Source organism: Halomonas sp. KM072, from assembly GCF_050710315.1.
GTDB lineage: Bacteria > Pseudomonadota > Gammaproteobacteria > Pseudomonadales > Halomonadaceae > Vreelandella > Vreelandella hamiltonii.
In genome coordinates, this window is sequence record NZ_CP136132.1 from 2640707 (window position 1) to 2657432 (window position 16726).

At 56.8% G+C, this 16726-nt stretch carries 13 protein-coding genes; 8 read left to right on the forward strand and 5 right to left on the reverse strand.

Going from position 1 to position 16726, the window contains the following annotated elements; all coding sequences use genetic code 11:
• Positions 1–52: 52 nt before the first annotated feature.
• From bfr to lptF, 5 genes are all read right to left on the reverse strand, one after another.
• A complete protein-coding gene (gene bfr / locus RVM26_RS12460; RefSeq protein WP_016914994.1) occupies positions 53–538 on the reverse strand; it encodes a bacterioferritin in 486 nt (161 codons plus the stop codon).
• Positions 539–708: 170 nt separating this feature from the next.
• A complete protein-coding gene (locus RVM26_RS12465) occupies positions 709–915 on the reverse strand; it encodes a (2Fe-2S)-binding protein (protein ID WP_096922113.1) in 207 nt (68 codons plus the stop codon).
• Between the two features lie 177 nt (positions 916–1092).
• Complete coding sequence (locus RVM26_RS12470; protein ID WP_498938928.1) at positions 1093–1578, reverse strand: RDD family protein; 486 nt, start codon at positions 1576–1578, stop codon at positions 1093–1095.
• Positions 1579–1603: 25 nt separating this feature from the next.
• Positions 1604–2683 carry an LPS export ABC transporter permease LptG gene (lptG, locus tag RVM26_RS12475; protein WP_498938930.1) on the reverse strand — a complete coding sequence of 360 codons (1080 nt, stop codon included), beginning with the start codon at positions 2681–2683 and terminating at the stop codon, positions 1604–1606.
• Entirely contained in the window at positions 2683–3762 is a 1080-nt protein-coding gene (lptF, locus tag RVM26_RS12480) for an LPS export ABC transporter permease LptF (RefSeq protein WP_144980399.1), read from the reverse strand. The genes lptG and lptF overlap by 1 nt, the downstream gene beginning before the upstream one ends.
• A 148-nt stretch (positions 3763–3910) precedes the next feature.
• On the opposite strand from lptF, the gene RVM26_RS12485 reads away from it, so the two are divergent.
• The 8 genes from RVM26_RS12485 (at position 3911) to RVM26_RS12520 (ending at position 16718) form a co-directional block, all read left to right on the forward strand.
• Entirely contained in the window at positions 3911–5431 is a 1521-nt protein-coding gene (locus RVM26_RS12485) for a leucyl aminopeptidase family protein (RefSeq protein ID WP_498938932.1), read from the forward strand.
• Between the two features lie 151 nt (positions 5432–5582).
• A complete protein-coding gene (locus tag RVM26_RS12490) occupies positions 5583–6704 on the forward strand; it encodes a branched-chain amino acid aminotransferase (protein WP_096922110.1) in 1122 nt (373 codons plus the stop codon).
• Positions 6705–6774: 70 nt separating this feature from the next.
• Positions 6775–7206 (forward strand): DNA polymerase III subunit chi, encoded by a 432-nt coding sequence (locus RVM26_RS12495; protein WP_081136683.1) that lies wholly within the window; start codon positions 6775–6777, stop codon positions 7204–7206.
• Between the two features lie 63 nt (positions 7207–7269).
• A complete protein-coding gene (locus RVM26_RS12500) occupies positions 7270–10044 on the forward strand; it encodes a type I restriction-modification system subunit M (RefSeq protein ID WP_287804242.1) in 2775 nt (924 codons plus the stop codon).
• Positions 10041–11363, forward strand: a complete 1323-nt coding sequence (locus RVM26_RS12505) for a restriction endonuclease subunit S (protein ID WP_498938935.1) — start codon at positions 10041–10043, stop codon at positions 11361–11363. The genes RVM26_RS12500 and RVM26_RS12505 overlap by 4 nt, the downstream gene beginning before the upstream one ends.
• 55 nt (positions 11364–11418) lie before the next feature.
• The gene (locus RVM26_RS12510; protein WP_498938937.1) at positions 11419–12891 is read left to right on the forward strand and encodes an RNA/DNA-binding domain-containing protein; all 1473 of its coding nucleotides are present in this window, start codon (positions 11419–11421) and stop codon (positions 12889–12891) included.
• Positions 12892–12894: 3 nt separating this feature from the next.
• The gene (locus RVM26_RS12515; RefSeq protein ID WP_498938939.1) at positions 12895–16011 is read left to right on the forward strand and encodes a type I restriction endonuclease subunit R; all 3117 of its coding nucleotides are present in this window, start codon (positions 12895–12897) and stop codon (positions 16009–16011) included.
• The gene (locus RVM26_RS12520) at positions 16008–16718 is read left to right on the forward strand and encodes a M48 family metallopeptidase (RefSeq protein WP_287807533.1); all 711 of its coding nucleotides are present in this window, start codon (positions 16008–16010) and stop codon (positions 16716–16718) included. Before RVM26_RS12515 ends, RVM26_RS12520 begins: the two co-directional genes overlap by 4 nt.
• Positions 16719–16726: the final 8 nt, after the last annotated feature.

The window sequence follows — 16726 nt, forward strand, 5'->3', positions numbered from 1 at the left end:
GGCTGCCCGTTTTGGTTGGCGGGGCGATGCAGTGCACGCCCGGCTTGGCGCGTTACTCTTCGTCGGTCGCCAGCGCCATGTGCTTTTGCAGGTAGTTCTGAATACCGACCTGCTCTATCAGCTTCAGCTGCGTTTCGATGTGGTCGATATGACCCTCTTCATCGGCCAGCAGATCGCGCAGCAGGTCACGGGTCACGTAATCCTTGACGCTTTCGCAGTAGGTGATGGCTTCGATGTAGTCGTTGCGACCGTCGTGCTCGATCTTGAGATCGGCTTCCAGCATTTCCTTGACGTTCTCGCCGATGTGCAGCTTGCCGAGGTCTTGCAGGTTGGGGATGCCTTCCAGGAACAGGATGCGCTCGATCAGCTTGTCAGCGTGCTGCATCTCTTCGATGGACTCGTCGTACTCCCACTTGGCCAGGGTTTTCAGACCCCAATCCTTGTACATCTTGGCGTGCAGGAAGTACTGGTTGATGGCGACCAGTTCGTTGCCGAGTGCGATGTTGAGATGCTGAATGACCTTCGGATCACCTTTCATGCCGTCACCTTCTTTTAGCGTACAGTGCTGTTGATTACAGCTGCGTCAAACAAGGAGTATAGGCCATAAAAAGGCTTACTCCCAACGTTGTCGGGAGTATAGGCGGGTATAAAAAAAATTCAAGGAAATCAGCTATTTGCTAAATATAAAACCAACAAGAGTGATTCGCGTCATACGGCGTAAGCGAGACTCATGTCGGCTTCGGCGCGGGCCGCCTGAACCGCTTCTCGGGTCAGCGACTTGGCATAGCAGGCGCATTTGCCACACTGCGTGCCGCAGCCGGTGGCTTCACGCACTTCTCGCCAGCTGCGCGCTCCGTCGCTCACTTGCTGGCGAATCTGATGGTCGGTTACTCCCTTGCACACGCATACGTACATGGCGGCACCTCATAAAGGACATGAGGTGAATGTAAATGATTCGCATACATCTTTTCAAGTAGAAGACACTACTCTTTAGTAGCGATTCTTCTTGAGGCTCTGCTAATGGATAGCTAACCGATTGACGAAAAGCTATTTTTCATCCTTTTCGTCGCTCGAATTTTTTCATTATTTTTATCACTTCTTGGGCAGCACCACGGTTTCCGTGCGCGATACGATGTCTGGCCAGCTTCTGCGCTGCCGGTCGAACAGCACCCACCAATAGCCCAGCCCCAAAGCTGCCAGCGACACCCAGGCCACCGCACAGCGAATCAGGCCTTGCTGCAAGGAGATGGCGTGCCCGTCCAGCGTTTGCACGCGAAGCCGCCAGGCCTGCATCCCCAGGGTCATGCCGCCACGCCGCCAGGCATAAACGAAAAACAGCGTCACGAAGAACACCAGCATCAGTCGCAAGCTCCAGATGTCCAGCGTCGTCGTACCGATTTCATCTGCCGTCTGGCCCAGTACGAAACGAAAGAACGCCAGATGGGCGACGGTGGCCGCAATCCAGATGGCCAGCACCAGAAAACCGTCGTAAATCATGGCGCCCAGACGACGTCCCAGCCCCGCAGGCCACACGCTGTCTAACTGGGTGAAGCGTCTTGTATGGGTCACTCTTTCCATCCTCTTTTCAATGCATATGCCCCGCTCAACCGTTACGGCGCAGGAAGTAGATGCCCACCGCCGCACAGGCCAGGGTGGGCACCAGAACGGCCCAGACCGGCGAAAACCCGAACAGCGTGGAGGCTGGGGCCAGCAGGTCCTGCACGTACTTGAACAGCAGCCCGGTAACCACGCCATAGAAGACCCGCGTCCCCGCCGCCACGGTACGTAGCGGGCCAAACACGAAGGACGCCGCGATCAGCACCAGCGAGCCCATGGTGAGCGGCAGCAGCACCTTCTGCCAGAAGTAGAGCAGCGGCTGGTCCGCCTGTAGCCCCTGGCTCTTGAGGAATTGGGCATAGGCCCAGAGTTCGCTGGGTGCCTGGCTCTGGATATCGCGCAGCAAGCGTTCCAGCTGCGTCGGCGTCAGATCCGTGTCCCAGGCAGTCGTTTGCTCATAGTCCGATTCGGTCCGAGCATCGTATATCCGAGTCGTGGTGACCTCTTCCAGCACCCAGGCGCCCTCTTCCCAGTGCGCGCGCTGCGCATGGGTCGCCTCCACCAGCCGCCGTTCGTCGAAGCGGTAACGGGTCAAATCCAGCACCACGTTGTCGGCACGGCTGGCGCCAAAACGGTAAACGCTGTCGCCTTCGAACTGCCAGCCGCTGCGACTGGTCAGCATCGCGCCTTCGCCCTGGCGCTGCTCCAGCCGCCAGGCTTCGGCGTACTGTTCGGTGCGCGGGGTCACGAACTCGGCCACCAGCAGCACCACGACGACGACCAGCAGCACCGGTTTCATGACGCCCCATACGATACGCGCCAGCGAGCGACCCGCTGCCCGCATCACGGTCAGCTCGTTACTGGAGGCCATGCTGCCCAGGCCAATCAGCGCGCCGATCAGCACCGCCACCGGCGCATACTGATAAAAACGCCACGGCAGGCGCATGGCCAGATACAGCAGCACATCCAGAGCGGTGTAATCGCCCTGGGTATCGCTCAAGTCACCAATGTAGGCAATCGTGATGTCCAGCCCCAGCAAGACACACTGCACGACGATAATGGCCGCCAGCACGTTGCGGGCGATATAGCGATCCAGGCGGTCAGCCCCCATCAACCCATTCAGCATTAGCGCATTCCTTTCCGTTGCGAGTGCCATAGCAGCAAACAGCCCAGCCCCAGGAACAGGCCATGCACCGGCCATACGCCGATAGCCGTAGGCAGCGAGCCACCGCCGATGGCATCCACCGCCGCCAGCAGCAGGCTCAGATACGCGACATACAGAAACACCGCAGGCAGCAGCTTGGCAAAGCGCCCCTGGCGCGGGTTCACCCGAGAGAGCGGCTGTGCCAGCAGGGCCAGCACGAAGACCATCAGCGGCAGGCCTACCCGCCACTGAAACTGCGCCTGGGCGCGGGGGCTTGCGTCGTTCCACAGCTCAAGGGTACTGGCATACTCAAGAGAATCCAGCTCCTGACGGTCTCGGCTCAAACCCAGCCGCAGGGTATAGCGCTCGAAGGTCAGACGTTCGGCATTCAGAAGTCCTGGGGTGACGCCGTAGCGCTCACCGTTTTCCAGCACCAGGAAGCGACTGCCTGTCTCGACGCTGGTTTCCTGGTAGCCCGACCCGGCCCGGGTCACGTAGCTGTGCGGCTGTTCGGCCCCTGGTCGCGCCTGTTCGTGCACCAGCACTTCCTGCATCTGTCGGCCATCGCTGCTGAAATCGGTGATGTACGCGGTACGCCCGCCGCCAAAATCCTGAAAACGTCCGGGGGCCAGTACCGAGACGTCCAGGCGGCTACGCTGCTCTTCCAGCGTGGCTTCGGTTTGCAAGGCCCCGGCAGGCGTCAGCCACAGGCTGCACAGCCCCACCAGCACGGCCACCACGGAAGCGGGCAGCAGCGTCACCCGCAGCAGCCGGGTCGGGCTCATGCCACAGGCCACCATGACGGTGATTTCACTGTTCATGTAGAGCTGGCCATACGCCAGCAGAATGCCGAGGAAAAACGACAGCGGCAGAATCAGCTCCATGAACCCAGGCAGATGGAACACCATCAGGCTGCCCAGAATCGTCACGGGAAAATCGCCCTCGGCCGCATCCGAGAAATAGCGGATGAACCGGCTACCCATGATCACCAGCAGCAGAATGCCTGCCACCGCAGACATGGTCAGTAATACTTCACGAGTTAAGTACCGAAATAATATCAACGTACTCTCCGGCTAGCGGTGCAGGTTGCCATGCAATGCGCCCGTGGCTTGGGTACACTATTCATTGAACTGGATACACTGATCACACTGGTCGTAAATGACGGGGCATTATCCCGAATCACTCGTTGCTTGTCTTGTTGGAGACGTCATGGAATTTTCCGTTCAGACCGCAAACCCAGCCAAAGCCGAAACGGCTTGCCTCGTTCTGCCTGTCTACAAGGATAGCGACTTACTCCCCGCTGTCGCCAAACTCGACGATGCCAGCGAGCGGCTGATCGGCCAACTGCTGAGCCGCGGTGACTTCGACGCCGCCCTGGGCAATGTGCAGATGATTCCCTTTGCGCCGGGGCTCGGCGCCGAGCGCCTGCTGATGGTCGGGCTGGGAGAGCGCGGCAAATGCCAGGAAGCCGCTTTCCTCAAGGCACTGGATGCAGCCATGACAGCGCTGGTCAAGCTACCTATCGATGAAGCCAGCGCCACCTTCACCGACGTGCCGCTGGAAGGCCGCGATGCCAGCTGGAAAGCGCGCAAGACCCTCGAAGCTGCCGAGCGTGCCCTCTACCGCTTCGATCACTTCAAGTTCGCGCCCGCCAAACCGCCCACCCTGGCCAAGCTTCACCTGATCGTGACGGACGCTGCCGAAGGCCTGCTGGCCAAACAAGGCGCCGCGTTGGGCTGCGCGATTGGGCAAGGCATCAACTTCACTCGCACCTTGGGCAACCTGCCCGGCAACGTCTGCACGCCCCGCTACCTGGCCGAACAGGCCGAAGCGCTGGGGCGCGATTCACAAGGTGCGCTGGCCGTCGACATCCTGGATGAGGAAGCGCTGGAAGCGCTGGGCGCTCACTCGCTACTTTCCGTGGGTCGCGGCAGCCGCGAACCCTCGCGCCTGATCGTGATGAAGTATCAAGGTGCCGAGGATGCCGACGAAGCGCCCCACGTGCTGATCGGCAAAGGCATTACCTTCGATACCGGCGGCATCTCGCTCAAGCCCGGCGAAGGCATGGACGAGATGAAGTTCGACATGGGCGGCGCCGCCAGCGTGTTCGGCACCGTCAAAGCCGTGCTGGCCATCAAGCCCAAACTCAATGCGGTGTTCATCGTCGCTGCGGCCGAGAACATGCCCGACGGCGCTGCCACCAAGCCGGGCGATATCATCAAGACCCTGAAGGGCTTGAGCGTCGAAGTGCTCAACACCGATGCCGAGGGCCGACTGGTGCTGTGCGATGCGCTCACCTACGCCGAGCGCTTCACGCCGGCCAGCGTCGTGGATATCGCCACGCTGACCGGTGCCTGCATCGTTGCCCTGGGCCATCACGCCACCGGCCTGCTGGCCAATGACGACGACCTGGCCCTCGACCTGCTGGACGCCGGTGAAACCGCCTGGGACCGCGCCTGGCACCTGCCGCTGTGGGACGAGTACCAGGAGCAGCTGGACTCCAACTTTGCCGACCTGGCCAACATTGGTGGCCGCCCAGCAGGCACCATCACGGCGGCCTGCTTCCTGTCGCGCTTCGCCGACCACTTCCCCTGGGCGCACCTGGACATCGCGGGCACAGCCTGGCACTCCGGCAAGCAGAAAGGCGCCACGGGTCGCCCGGTGGGTCTGCTGACCCAATACCTGCTGGACCGTGAAGCCGACGCCCAAGTGGAAAACAGCGGCGACTGACGCCAAAACAGGCCAACAATGGTTGCCTTTCCGTAGCGCAACCGTTAAACCTGACAGCATAAGCGTGTGCCGGGGCTACCTCGGCACACGCGATACCCCATACAACGCTTTTACGCCCTTCGGGGCCTGGCTCTAGCGGAGAGAACACGCCGTGCCCACAGCTTCAGATGCTCAGTTCGACTCACGTTTTGAAACGCTGCCCTCCAACCAGCCGGTGGCCGATGCGATTCGTGACAATATTCTGCAAAACCCAGGGTTCGGTAAGCACTTCACCGACCACATGGCCCACGTGCGCTGGACCATCGATGCCGACTGGCACGGCCATCAGGTGCGCCCCTACGGCCCGCTGACCCTGGACCCTGCCGCCTCGGTGCTGCACTACGGCCAGGAAATCTTCGAAGGCATCAAGGCGTACCGTCACGCGGATGGCTCGGTGTGGACCTTCCGTCCCGAGAAGAACGCCGAGCGTTTCCGCCGCAGTGCTCGCCGCCTGGCCCTGCCGGAACTCTCCGATGAAGACTTCCTCGGCTCGCTGAAAGCGCTGCTGGCCCAGGATCACGTCTGGGTACCCACCCCCGCCAACGACGCCGACGAGTGCAGCCTCTACCTGCGTCCGTTCATGATCGCTTCGGAAGCGTTTCTGGGCGTGCGTCCGGCCCACGAAGTCGATTACTACGTGATTGCGTCGCCCGCGGCGGCCTACTTCAAAGGCGGCATCGAGCCGGTCTCCATCTGGCTCTCTTCCCACTACAAGCGCGCGGCCCCCGGCGGCACCGGCTTTGCCAAGTGTGGCGGCAACTACGCGGCCTCCCTGGCAGCTCAAAAAGAAGCGGCTGCCAATGGCTGTAGCCAGGTGGCGTTTCTGGATGCGGCCGAGAACAAGTGGATCGAAGAGCTGGGCGGCATGAACCTGTTCTTCGTTTACAAGGATGGCCGCATCGTCACACCGCGCCTGACCGACACCATTCTCGAAGGCGTGACCCGCAACTCTATCCTGACCCTGGCCAAGGATGCGGGCCTGACGCCCGAAGAGCGCGCCATCAGCATCGACGAATGGCGCGAAGGCGCGGCCTCCGGCGAGATCACCGAAGTCTTTGCCTGTGGCACCGCCGCCGTGATCACGCCAGTGGGGGAACTGGTGACCGAAAACGAGCGTATCCGCCTGCAGGGTGACGGCAACAACGAAATAGCCAAGCGCATCCGCAAGACGCTGCTCGACCTTCAGTATGGCCGCAGCGAAGACAAGTACGGCTGGCTGACCCGCCTGGTCTAATCACACCGGGCTTTGCCCCCCGGCCGCTGCTCGGCCGGGGGGAGCACCGCCAGACTGCTGGAGCCATCCGATGGCGCGTATCGATTTCTATATTCTTCCCGACACCACCCTCGACGCCCGCCTGCAGTTCGCCTGTAAACTGGCAGAGACCATCCATCGCAAAGGCTACCGCCTGCACCTGCACTGCGAAGACAAGGCGCTGGCCGAGCAGGCCGACGACGCCCTGTGGCACTTTCGCGACGATGCCTACCTGCCCCATGCGCTGGAAGACAGCGAGCTGGCGGCCAGCGTGCCCATCACTCTGGGCTGGCAGCGGTTGCCGGTGCCCACGGAAGCGACCGCGCTACTTAATCTGCACCCTGAGATCCCCGAGGGTTTCGAGCACTACGCCCGAGTCGCGGAAATCATCAACCAGCACCAGCAGGTGCTGCTGGCCAAGCGCGCCTGCTGGCAGCGCTATAAAGCACTGGGGCACGAGGTGGTGCCGCATAAGTTAGGGTAGTGACCGAGATAGTTGGTAACCAAGTACGATCAAAATCTAAATCAGGTTGAGCAATTAACCCATATGGCCATCAAGAAATCCGAACTTTACTCCTCCCTCTGGGCCTCCTGCGATGAGCTGCGCGGGGGAATGGACGCGTCCCAATACAAGGACTACGTCCTGTTCATGCTGTTTATCAAGTACATTTCAGATAAATACGCTGATTCGGACGACTTCGCCCCGCCAGTGGTCATCCCCAAGGGTGCCAGCTTCAAGGACATGATTCAGCTCAAGGGCAAGAGCGACATTGGCGACAAGATCAACACCCAGATCATCCAACCGCTGATCGACAATAACGCGCGGCTTGCGCGCAGCGACTTCCCGGATTTCAACGACCCCAATAAGCTGGGCGAAGGCAAGGCGATGATCGATCGCCTCACCAACCTGATCGGTATTTTCCAGAAACCAGAGTTGGATTTTGCCAAAAACCGCGCCGAGCACGATGATATTCTTGGCGATGCCTACGAATATCTGATGCGCCACTTCGCCAGTGAAAGCGGCAAGAGCAAGGGCCAGTTCTACACCCCCTCGGAGGTCAGCCGGGTCATTTCACAAGTGATCGGCATTTCCCCGATGACTGCCGTGGCTGCCACTACTGCTTATGACCCAACGTGTGGATCGGGCTCACTGCTGCTCAAGGTCGCCGCCGAAGCGGGCAAATATATCACCCTGGAAGGGCAGGAAAAGGACGTGACCACTGCCGGTCTCGCCCGCATGAACATGATCCTGCATAACTTCCCCAGCGCCAACATTCTGCAGGGCGATACGTTAGCCAACCCGAAATTCAAGAGTGACAACGGCCAAGGGCTGCGCACTTACGATTATGTGGTGGCCAATCCGCCCTTTTCCGATAAGGCCTGGAGCACCGGCTTAACGCCGGAAGACGACGAGTTTCAGCGCTTCAATTGGGGCGTGCCGCCCGCCAAGCAGGGCGACTACGCTTACTTACTACACATCGTTCGCTCCATGAAGAGCACCGGTAAGGGTGCGGTCATTTTGCCCCACGGGGTGCTCTTCCGAGGCAACGCCGAGGCCGTCATACGAAAGCAACTGGTGCGCTCCGGTATTCTCAAAGGCATCATCGGGCTGCCCGCTAACCTCTTTTATGGCACCGGCATTCCCGCTTGTATCCTGGTGCTGGATAAAGAGAATGCCCAGGCGCGCAAAGGCATCTTTATGATCGATGCCTCAAAAGGCTTTATCAAAGACGGCAATAAAAACCGCCTGCGTGAGCAGGATATCCACCGTATGGTGGACTCCTTCAAAAAGCAGGTGAACGTACCGCGCTATGCCCGTATGGTGCCGTTTGATGAAATCGCCGATCCAAAGAACGGTTTCAACCTCAATCTGCCCCGCTACATTGATACCAGCGAACCGGAAGACCAGCACGACATTCACGCCCACCTAAATGGCGGCATTCCTTTACGGGATATTGACGGCGACACGCATGCGATTCCACCAGTGCCTGGCTTGGCTACCTACTGGCAGGTATTTCCGCAGCTGCGCCAAGCTCTGTTTCGCCCTAACCGCCATTCGGGCTACGCAGACCCGGCAATAGAAGCAGCGGCCATCAAACCCGCGATTCTTGAGCACCAGGAGTTCGCCGCCTTTCGCCAAGAGGTAATCGGCCTATTCAACGGCTGGCGTGAGCGTAATACGCCGCGCCTGAGAGCTTTCGGCGTAGACGGCCAACCCAAGGCGCTTATCACCGAAGTTGGCGAAGATCTGCTCGACAGTTTCCGCCATGCACCGTTGCTCGATCCTTACGATATTTACCAGCATCTGATGGACTACTGGTACGAAACACTGCAAGACGACGCCTACGAAATCGCCGCCGACGGCTGGGTAGCCAAAACCCGCCGTATCAAAGAAGAAATCACCACCGGCAAGAAAAAAGGCCAAATGAAAGATAAAGGCTGGACATGCGACCTGCTGCCCAAGCCCTATATCGTCACCCACTACTTTGCCGACCAACAGGCCGAACTGGACGCGCTACAAACCGAGCTAGACACCCTCGCCAGCCAGATCACCGAGCTGGAAGAAGAGCACGGCGGAGAAGAGGGAGTGCTTAAGGACGTATCGACCAAGAGTGAAGCGCAGGAAGCGTTTAAACAGGCACTTACAACTGTTTGGCAAGAAGAAGCCCCTAAAGACAGCGCTCATTATCGAGCCCTGATCGAGCAAGCGACGGAGCATGCCAGCGAGCTTCGCGCCTTAGCTAATAGCGGCTATTTTGAGCCCCTAAGAAATAATAAAGGTAAGCTGACCCAGAGAGCTATCCAGGCACGTCTTGATGAAACCGGCGATGTTGAGGAACACAAAATATTAAAGCGCTACATATTGCTAGAAAAACAATTGAAAGCTACAGAAAAGAAAGCTGCCCAGATTCTGACCAGCGTTGAAATACAATACCGTGAGCGCCTGCACCATGAGCCACTACCTGAGTTTTTGAACGATCTTTATACTACCGTCCACTATCTGGAACTGATCGAAAAACAGAGCAGAATTAAGTCTCAAATCAGGGAACAGGACGCTGAGCTCGACCAGCTCGCCCACGACAAATACCCAGAACTCACCGAATCCGAGATCAAAATCCTTGTGGTCGACCACAAATGGCTTACCGCCCTGGAAGTCGCCGTACAAGGCGAACTAGAACGCGTCTCCCAAACCCTGGCCAGCCGCGTGCGCCAGCTAACTGAGCGCTACGCCACGCCCATGCCGCAAATTACCCAGCGGGTGGAGGCGCTGTCATCCAAAGTGGAGGAGCACCTGCAGAAGATGGGGGTAGAGTGGACATGAATAGCGAAACAGTGGAAGTTCGGGAAGTGTCGCCGGGGTATGGGTTCACGGCAGGCAAACCAGCGTTGCCTGTTGGGTATAAGCAGACGGAAGTTGGGGTGATACCGAAGGATTGGGATGTTTTAAAATTTGGGTCATTAGCGGAAATTATACGTGGGAAATTCAGCGCTCGCCCGAGAAACGATCCGAGGTTTTACGGGGGCAACTACCCCTTTTTGCAGACCGGTGATGTTACGCGCTCGGGCTCTAAAATCTCTTCGTTTACACAAACCTTAAATGAAGAAGGGGTCAAAGTAAGCCGTCTTTTCCCAAAAGGAACCTTATTTTTCACAATAGCTGCAAATATTGGTGATATAGGGATTTCAGAGTTCAAGGCGGCATGTCCTGACAGTCTCGTTGCAATATCCCCAGACTCAACAGTTGATAAGGTTTGGTTACTTTACGAGTTAGCATCAAGAAAAGAGGATTTTGAGGCGCTTGCATCCCCAGGAGCGCAACTTAATATTAATTTAGAGAAATTGCGCCCATATTTACTGCCCGTTCCACCACTAGATGAACAACTCGCCATCGCCACCGCCCTAAGAGACGTGGATTTCCTGCTAGAAGACCTGGATCGCCTAATCGCCAAAAAGCGCGACATCAAACAAGCCACCATGCAACAACTCCTCACCGGACAAATCCGCCTACCGGGCTTTGAGGGGGAATGGAAACTGCTCAACATTGCTAACAATTCAACTCTAAAGGCCCGTATTGGCTGGCAAGGATTGACTACTAAAGAATATCTTAACTCCGGTCATTATGGATTGATTACGGGCACGGATTTCAATGGTGGCAAGATCGTATGGGAAGGATGTCATTTTGTCGAAAAAGATCGTTACGACCAAGATGTTAATATCCAACTAAAAAATAATGATGTTCTAATCACGAAAGATGGAACTATCGGAAAGGCGGCATACATCGAGAATTTGCCATTTCCTGCAACTCTGAATAGCGGAGTTTTTATCATTCGACCTCTAAATGATTCGTACGAGCCAAAGTATTTCTACTATGTACTGATGTCTCGTTTTTTCACGGAATTTCTGAATAAACTTGCTGCCGGTTCTACTATTTCGCATTTGTACCAAAAGGACTTCTTGGGCTTTGAGTTTCCAGCGCCCCCATCCAGAAAAGAGCAATTAGCTATCGCTACCATCCTCTCTGACATTGATGCCGAAATCGAAGAGCTAGTAAAACGCCGCGCCAAAACTGCCACCCTCAAAAAGGCCATGATGCAGGAGCTGCTGACTGGTCGTACCCGGTTGGTAAACTACTGTATTTAAAAGCGCTTTATTGGGTGTATGGAAAGCAATATGTGCCCAAGCTGGAAGTAAAATAATGGATCAAAACGAACTGCTGAAAACACTCAACCGCGGCGAAGACAGCCGCCACCAGTTCAAGCGCGATGCCACCAACGCGGATGGACTTGCCGCTGAAATGGCCGCTTTCGCCAACAGCGGCGGTGGTTGGCTGTTTCTGGGCGTTAATGATGACGGCTCGATTGCGGGGCTGGATGGCGCGGCGGTTCGGCGATTGAACCAATTGCTGGGCAACGCCGCTTCTCAGCATGTGCGCCCGCCTGTGCATCCATTGACTAAAAATGTGCAGACGGATCAGGGCATTGTGATAGTAATGGAAGTGCCAGATGGCTTGGCCAAACCGTATCTCGACAATCAAGGTCGCATTTGGGTCAAGCAGGGTTCGGACAAGCGGCATGTGACCTCTCGTGAAGAGTTGCAGCGCATGTTCCAGCGCTCCGGATTGGTTTACGCGGATGTGGTGCCGGTAGCAGGTACCTCAGTAGAGGATATCAATGACAAGGCGTTTACCGCCTACTTCGATCGCCGCTATGGCGAGAGCAGCGAGTTCTCCGGCCTAACACGGGAGCAGTTGCTGCAGAACCTGGGGTTGGGCGATGGACAGGAACTGAATCTGGCGGGGCTGATGCTGTTTGCTCGTAATCCTCAGCGTTGCCGCCCTGCCTTTGAAGTGAAGGCGGTGGCCTTCCCCGGCACCGCCCTGCACGATACTCGCTACCTGGATAGCGAAGATATCAAAGGCACCCTGCTGGAGCAGTTCAGGGGCGCTTTCGCCTTTATCAAGCGCAACCTTCACCACGTACAGCACGGGCGAAGCTTCAATACATTGGGCGAGCTGGAAATTCCTGAAACAGCGCTGGAAGAGTTGCTAGTCAATGCACTCATCCATCGGGACTACTTCACCAGCGCCTCGATCCGGATCATGGTATTTGCAGACCGGGTGGAGATCGTCAGCCCTGGCCACCTGCCAGACAGCCTGAACGCTGAGGACATTCGCCGGGGTAAGACCATCCGCCGCAACCCCACGCTCACCGAACATGCCAGCCATATCTTACCCTATCGCGGCATGGGCAGCGGTGTTCCCCGCGCGCTGGAAGCCTGGCCACAAATTGACCTAGTGGACGACCCTGCGGGAAATCAGTTCAGCGCGGTGATCTGGCGGCCGGAAGCGGAGTGGCCAGAGAGAGTGGCCGACCAAGTCACCCCACCAGTCACTCCACCAGTCACTCCACCAGTCACTCCACCAGTCACTCCACCAGTGGAGCGACTATTGACGCTGCTGGCCGCAGAGGGTGAACTGTCAAATGCAAGCCTCAGGGAACGCTTGAATCTCAAGGACCGTACCCATGTGCGTCAACACTATATCGATCCGGCTCTGGAACAAGGATTAATTGAGTATACGATTCCAGACAAACCCAATAGCCGACTGCAGAAATATCGTTTAACGAACATCGGCCAAGCATGGCTACAACAACAGAACAACAAGGGATAATTCATGGCTGTAACCCCTCGCCCAGAACGTGAAACCCAGCACCGCGTGGTAACGCTATTCACTCAGCCTGAAAAAGAAGGTGGACTGGGCTATCGGTATATGGGCGACTGGAGCAAGCGGGCAGGCAACCGAGCTATTGAGCCCGCGCTACTGAGTGCCAATCTGAAAGCGCGGGGTTACTCGGAAGCTCATGTCGCACAGGCGCTACAAAAGCTGGAAACCACCGCTGATGTCACCGGAGTGGGTCTCTACCAAGCCAATATGCGCACCTATAACCTGCTGCGCTACCCGGTAAAAGTGCTGCTGGCCCCAGGCAAGCCTCACGAAGATGTCCACCTGATTGATTGGGTACACCCACAGAACAACGATTTCGCGCTGGCCGAGGAAGTTACGCTCAAGGGCGGGCATGAGCGGCGGCCCGATATTGTGCTTTACCTTAACGGCTTGGCGGTGGCAGTCATTGAACTCAAGCGCAGCTCGGTAGAGGTTGCCGACGGTGTACGCCAACTTCGAACTAACCAAGAGCCGCTTTTCAACGAGACGTTTTTCAGCACCTCACAGCTGCTATTGGCGGGCAGCGACTCACAAGGCCTACGCTACGGCACTACCGGCACGCCGGAGCAGTTCTTTGTTCAGTGGAAAGACGAGGAGCGCTCAAAGGAAATTAGCCCTGGTACACTGCTGGATCGGCCACTTGCACAACTCTGTTGCAAGGAGCGTTTACTGGATGTCATCCGCAACTTCGTGATCTTCGATGCCGGGCAGAAAAAGGTGCCGCGCCCGCACCAGTACTTCGGGATCAAAGCAGCGCAGACGCGGGTGGCCAAGCGTGAAGGTGGGGTAATCTGGCACACCCAGGGCAGCGGCAAAAGTATACTGATGGTACTGCTGGCCAAGTGGCTGCTAGAACATGACCCTGAAGGCCGTATTCTGGTGGTGACCGACCGGGACGAACTGGATCAGCAGATTGTCGGCGTCATGCGTAACGCTGGCGTAGTAGGCGAAGACGCGCCCTCTCCGCGCATTAACTCCCGTGCCCAGTTTGTAGAGAAATTGAGCGCCAGCACGCCCCGTCTACTATGCGCCCTGGTGCATAAGTTTGACCCATCTAACTTCAAGGGCGAGCCGCCGCAGGTTCAGGGGCGCTTTTATGTGTTCGTGGACGAGTGCCACCGCACCCAGGGCGGCCACCTGAACAAACAGATGAAGCGCTGGCTGGCGGATGCCATTTTTATCGGTTTTACCGGCACGCCCCTGCTGCGCAAAGACAAACAGACTACCCGCGAGGTTTTCGGCACCTACATTCACACCTATAAGTTCCCCGAGGCGGTAGCCGATAAAGTCGTTCTGGATTTGAAGTATGAGGCTCGGGATGTGCCCCAGCGACTAACGTCACCAGAAGCCGTCGATACCTGGTTTGAGCACGCCACCAAGAACCTGAATAACTATCAAAAGGCGATCTTGCGCAACAAGTGGGCGACGTTGGAACACCTGATGAGTGCCAAGGAGCGTAAGGAACGCATCATCGCCAATATCATTGAGGATTTCAGCCGCAAGCCGCGCCTAAACAACCACCGAGGCACGGCCATGTTGGTGGCAGCTTCAATCTATGATGCTTGTCATTATTTTCGGCTGTTTCACAACACGTATTTTGGCAAATACTGCGGCATCATCACGTCCTTCGACCCTAACCACAACGCCATCTCTCGCGAATCGGAACACAGCGGTGAGCGCTATAAGTTTGATACCTACAAGCAGTATGTCTTGAAAGATGGCCAGTCCACCCAACAATACGAAAATGAATTGAAACGCCGCTTCAAGGAAGAACCGGCCAATTGCAAACTGTTGATTGTGGTGAGCAAACTACTTACCGGCTTTGACGCACCCACCTGCACCTATATTTACCTGGATAACGAACTGCGCGATCACAACCTTTTCCAAGCTATCTGCCGCACCAATCGCCTGGATGGCGACGACAAGGACTATGGCCATATTGTCGATTTCAAGCAGCTGTTCGGCGATGTGCAGAACGCCATCGCGGTCTATAGCTCGGATGAGCTGGATCTTGATGACGGAGGTGCGACTGAGAACAATATCGAGCTGAAAGATTGGCTTAAAGAAGGCCGTGAGACACTGGACACCGCCCGCGAGGCACTCCACTACCTGTGCGACCCGGTACCGCCCCCCAAAGAGATCGAACAGCATATCCACTATTTTTGTGGCGAGGCCTACAGCTCCGATGCTCTGGACAACACCGAGACGCTACGAATTTCATTTTACAAGGCCGTCACCAGCTTGGTACGCGCTTTTGCCAATATCACCCAGCATCTTGAAGAAGCGGGCTATTCCGAAAATGACATCCAGCGGCTGAACGATGAAGTGGCGTTCTACAGCGAAGTACGCGACGCGATTAAACGCCATTCCGGTGAAGAGCTGGATATCAAGCCCTTTGAAGCTGACATGCGCCATCTCATCAACACCTATATTCAGGCTGACCCTGCGGGCAACATGGGCTCGGTGGATACCTACTCGTTGGTGGAGCTGATTGTAAACACCGGTATTCACGATGCCATCGCCCAGAAGCTCAATGCCAAGGGGAAGCTTTCGAACAATGCGGTGGCAGAAGGCATCATCAATAATGTGCGCAAAACCATTATCCGCGAACAGTTGACCGACCCACGCTTTTACGAAGAAATGTCGACGCTGCTGAATGACTTGATTGCGGAGTGGCGTTCTGAGACGGCTTCCTACAAGGAATTCTTGGCGCGAGCCGAAGAGCTGGTCAAAAAAATGAGTGCAGGTCAGGCGTCAAACGAGTTGCCCAGCGTCTTGAAAGACAAACCTGACGCAGCGGTGTTGTTCAGAAATTTACCCCATCTGGCGCCAGAAATTGCTGATGCCAAGGATGTGGCCGAGCAGCCGCCTCAATATATGGATCCATGTGCGCAGTTGGCACTTCGGCTTGATGCCGCCATGCGAGAGCAAGTGCCCGCACACTGGAAGGGCGACGAGGTTAAGGAGCGTCAAGTGCTTAACGTGCTCTACCCGCTGCTCAACCGCAACAGAGACGCCACCGAAGCGGTTTTTGACCTGATCAAAAATATGAACGGCTACGCATGACCGAAACTATAGAACTCGGCGATATCCACATCGCCGTTACCCGCAAGGCGGTGCGCAATGTTCACCTGTCTGTTCATCCACCGGAGGGACGTGTGACGTTGGTCGCCCCCACCAACACGCGCCTTGAGGTAGCTCGCGCATATGCGATCTCAAAACTGGGCTGGATTCGCAGCCAGCAGACCAAACTTCAGCAACAGAATCGAGAAACACCCCGGAAATTCATTCAGCGGGAGAGTCACTATCTTTGGGGCCGCCGTTATTTGTTGAACGTCGAAGAGAAAGAAGCCCGCCCCTGCATCAAGCTCGACCACAAGCGCATCACGCTAAGGGTTCGGCCCAGTAGCAGCCTCGAAAAACGCGCCCAAGTGATGCATGAGTGGCACAAACGCCAGCTCCACGAGGCCGTCCCACCGCTGATCCAACGCTGGGAATCAAAACTGGAAGTCACCGTCAACCGTTACTACCTACAGCGCATGAAAACCAAATGGGGTAGTTGCAACCACCGGGCGGGCAACATCCGACTGAACACCGAGCTGGTAAAAAAGCCCAAAGACCTACTGGAATACATCATCGTTCACGAAATGGCACACTTGATTGAGCCAACGCACAACGAGCGTTTTATCGCTCTACTGGATCGACATTATCCAGGTTGGCGCGAAGCGAGGGCTGAGCTGAATGCTTTGCCGTTGAAGGCGGAAATCTGGTGAGATGTCGT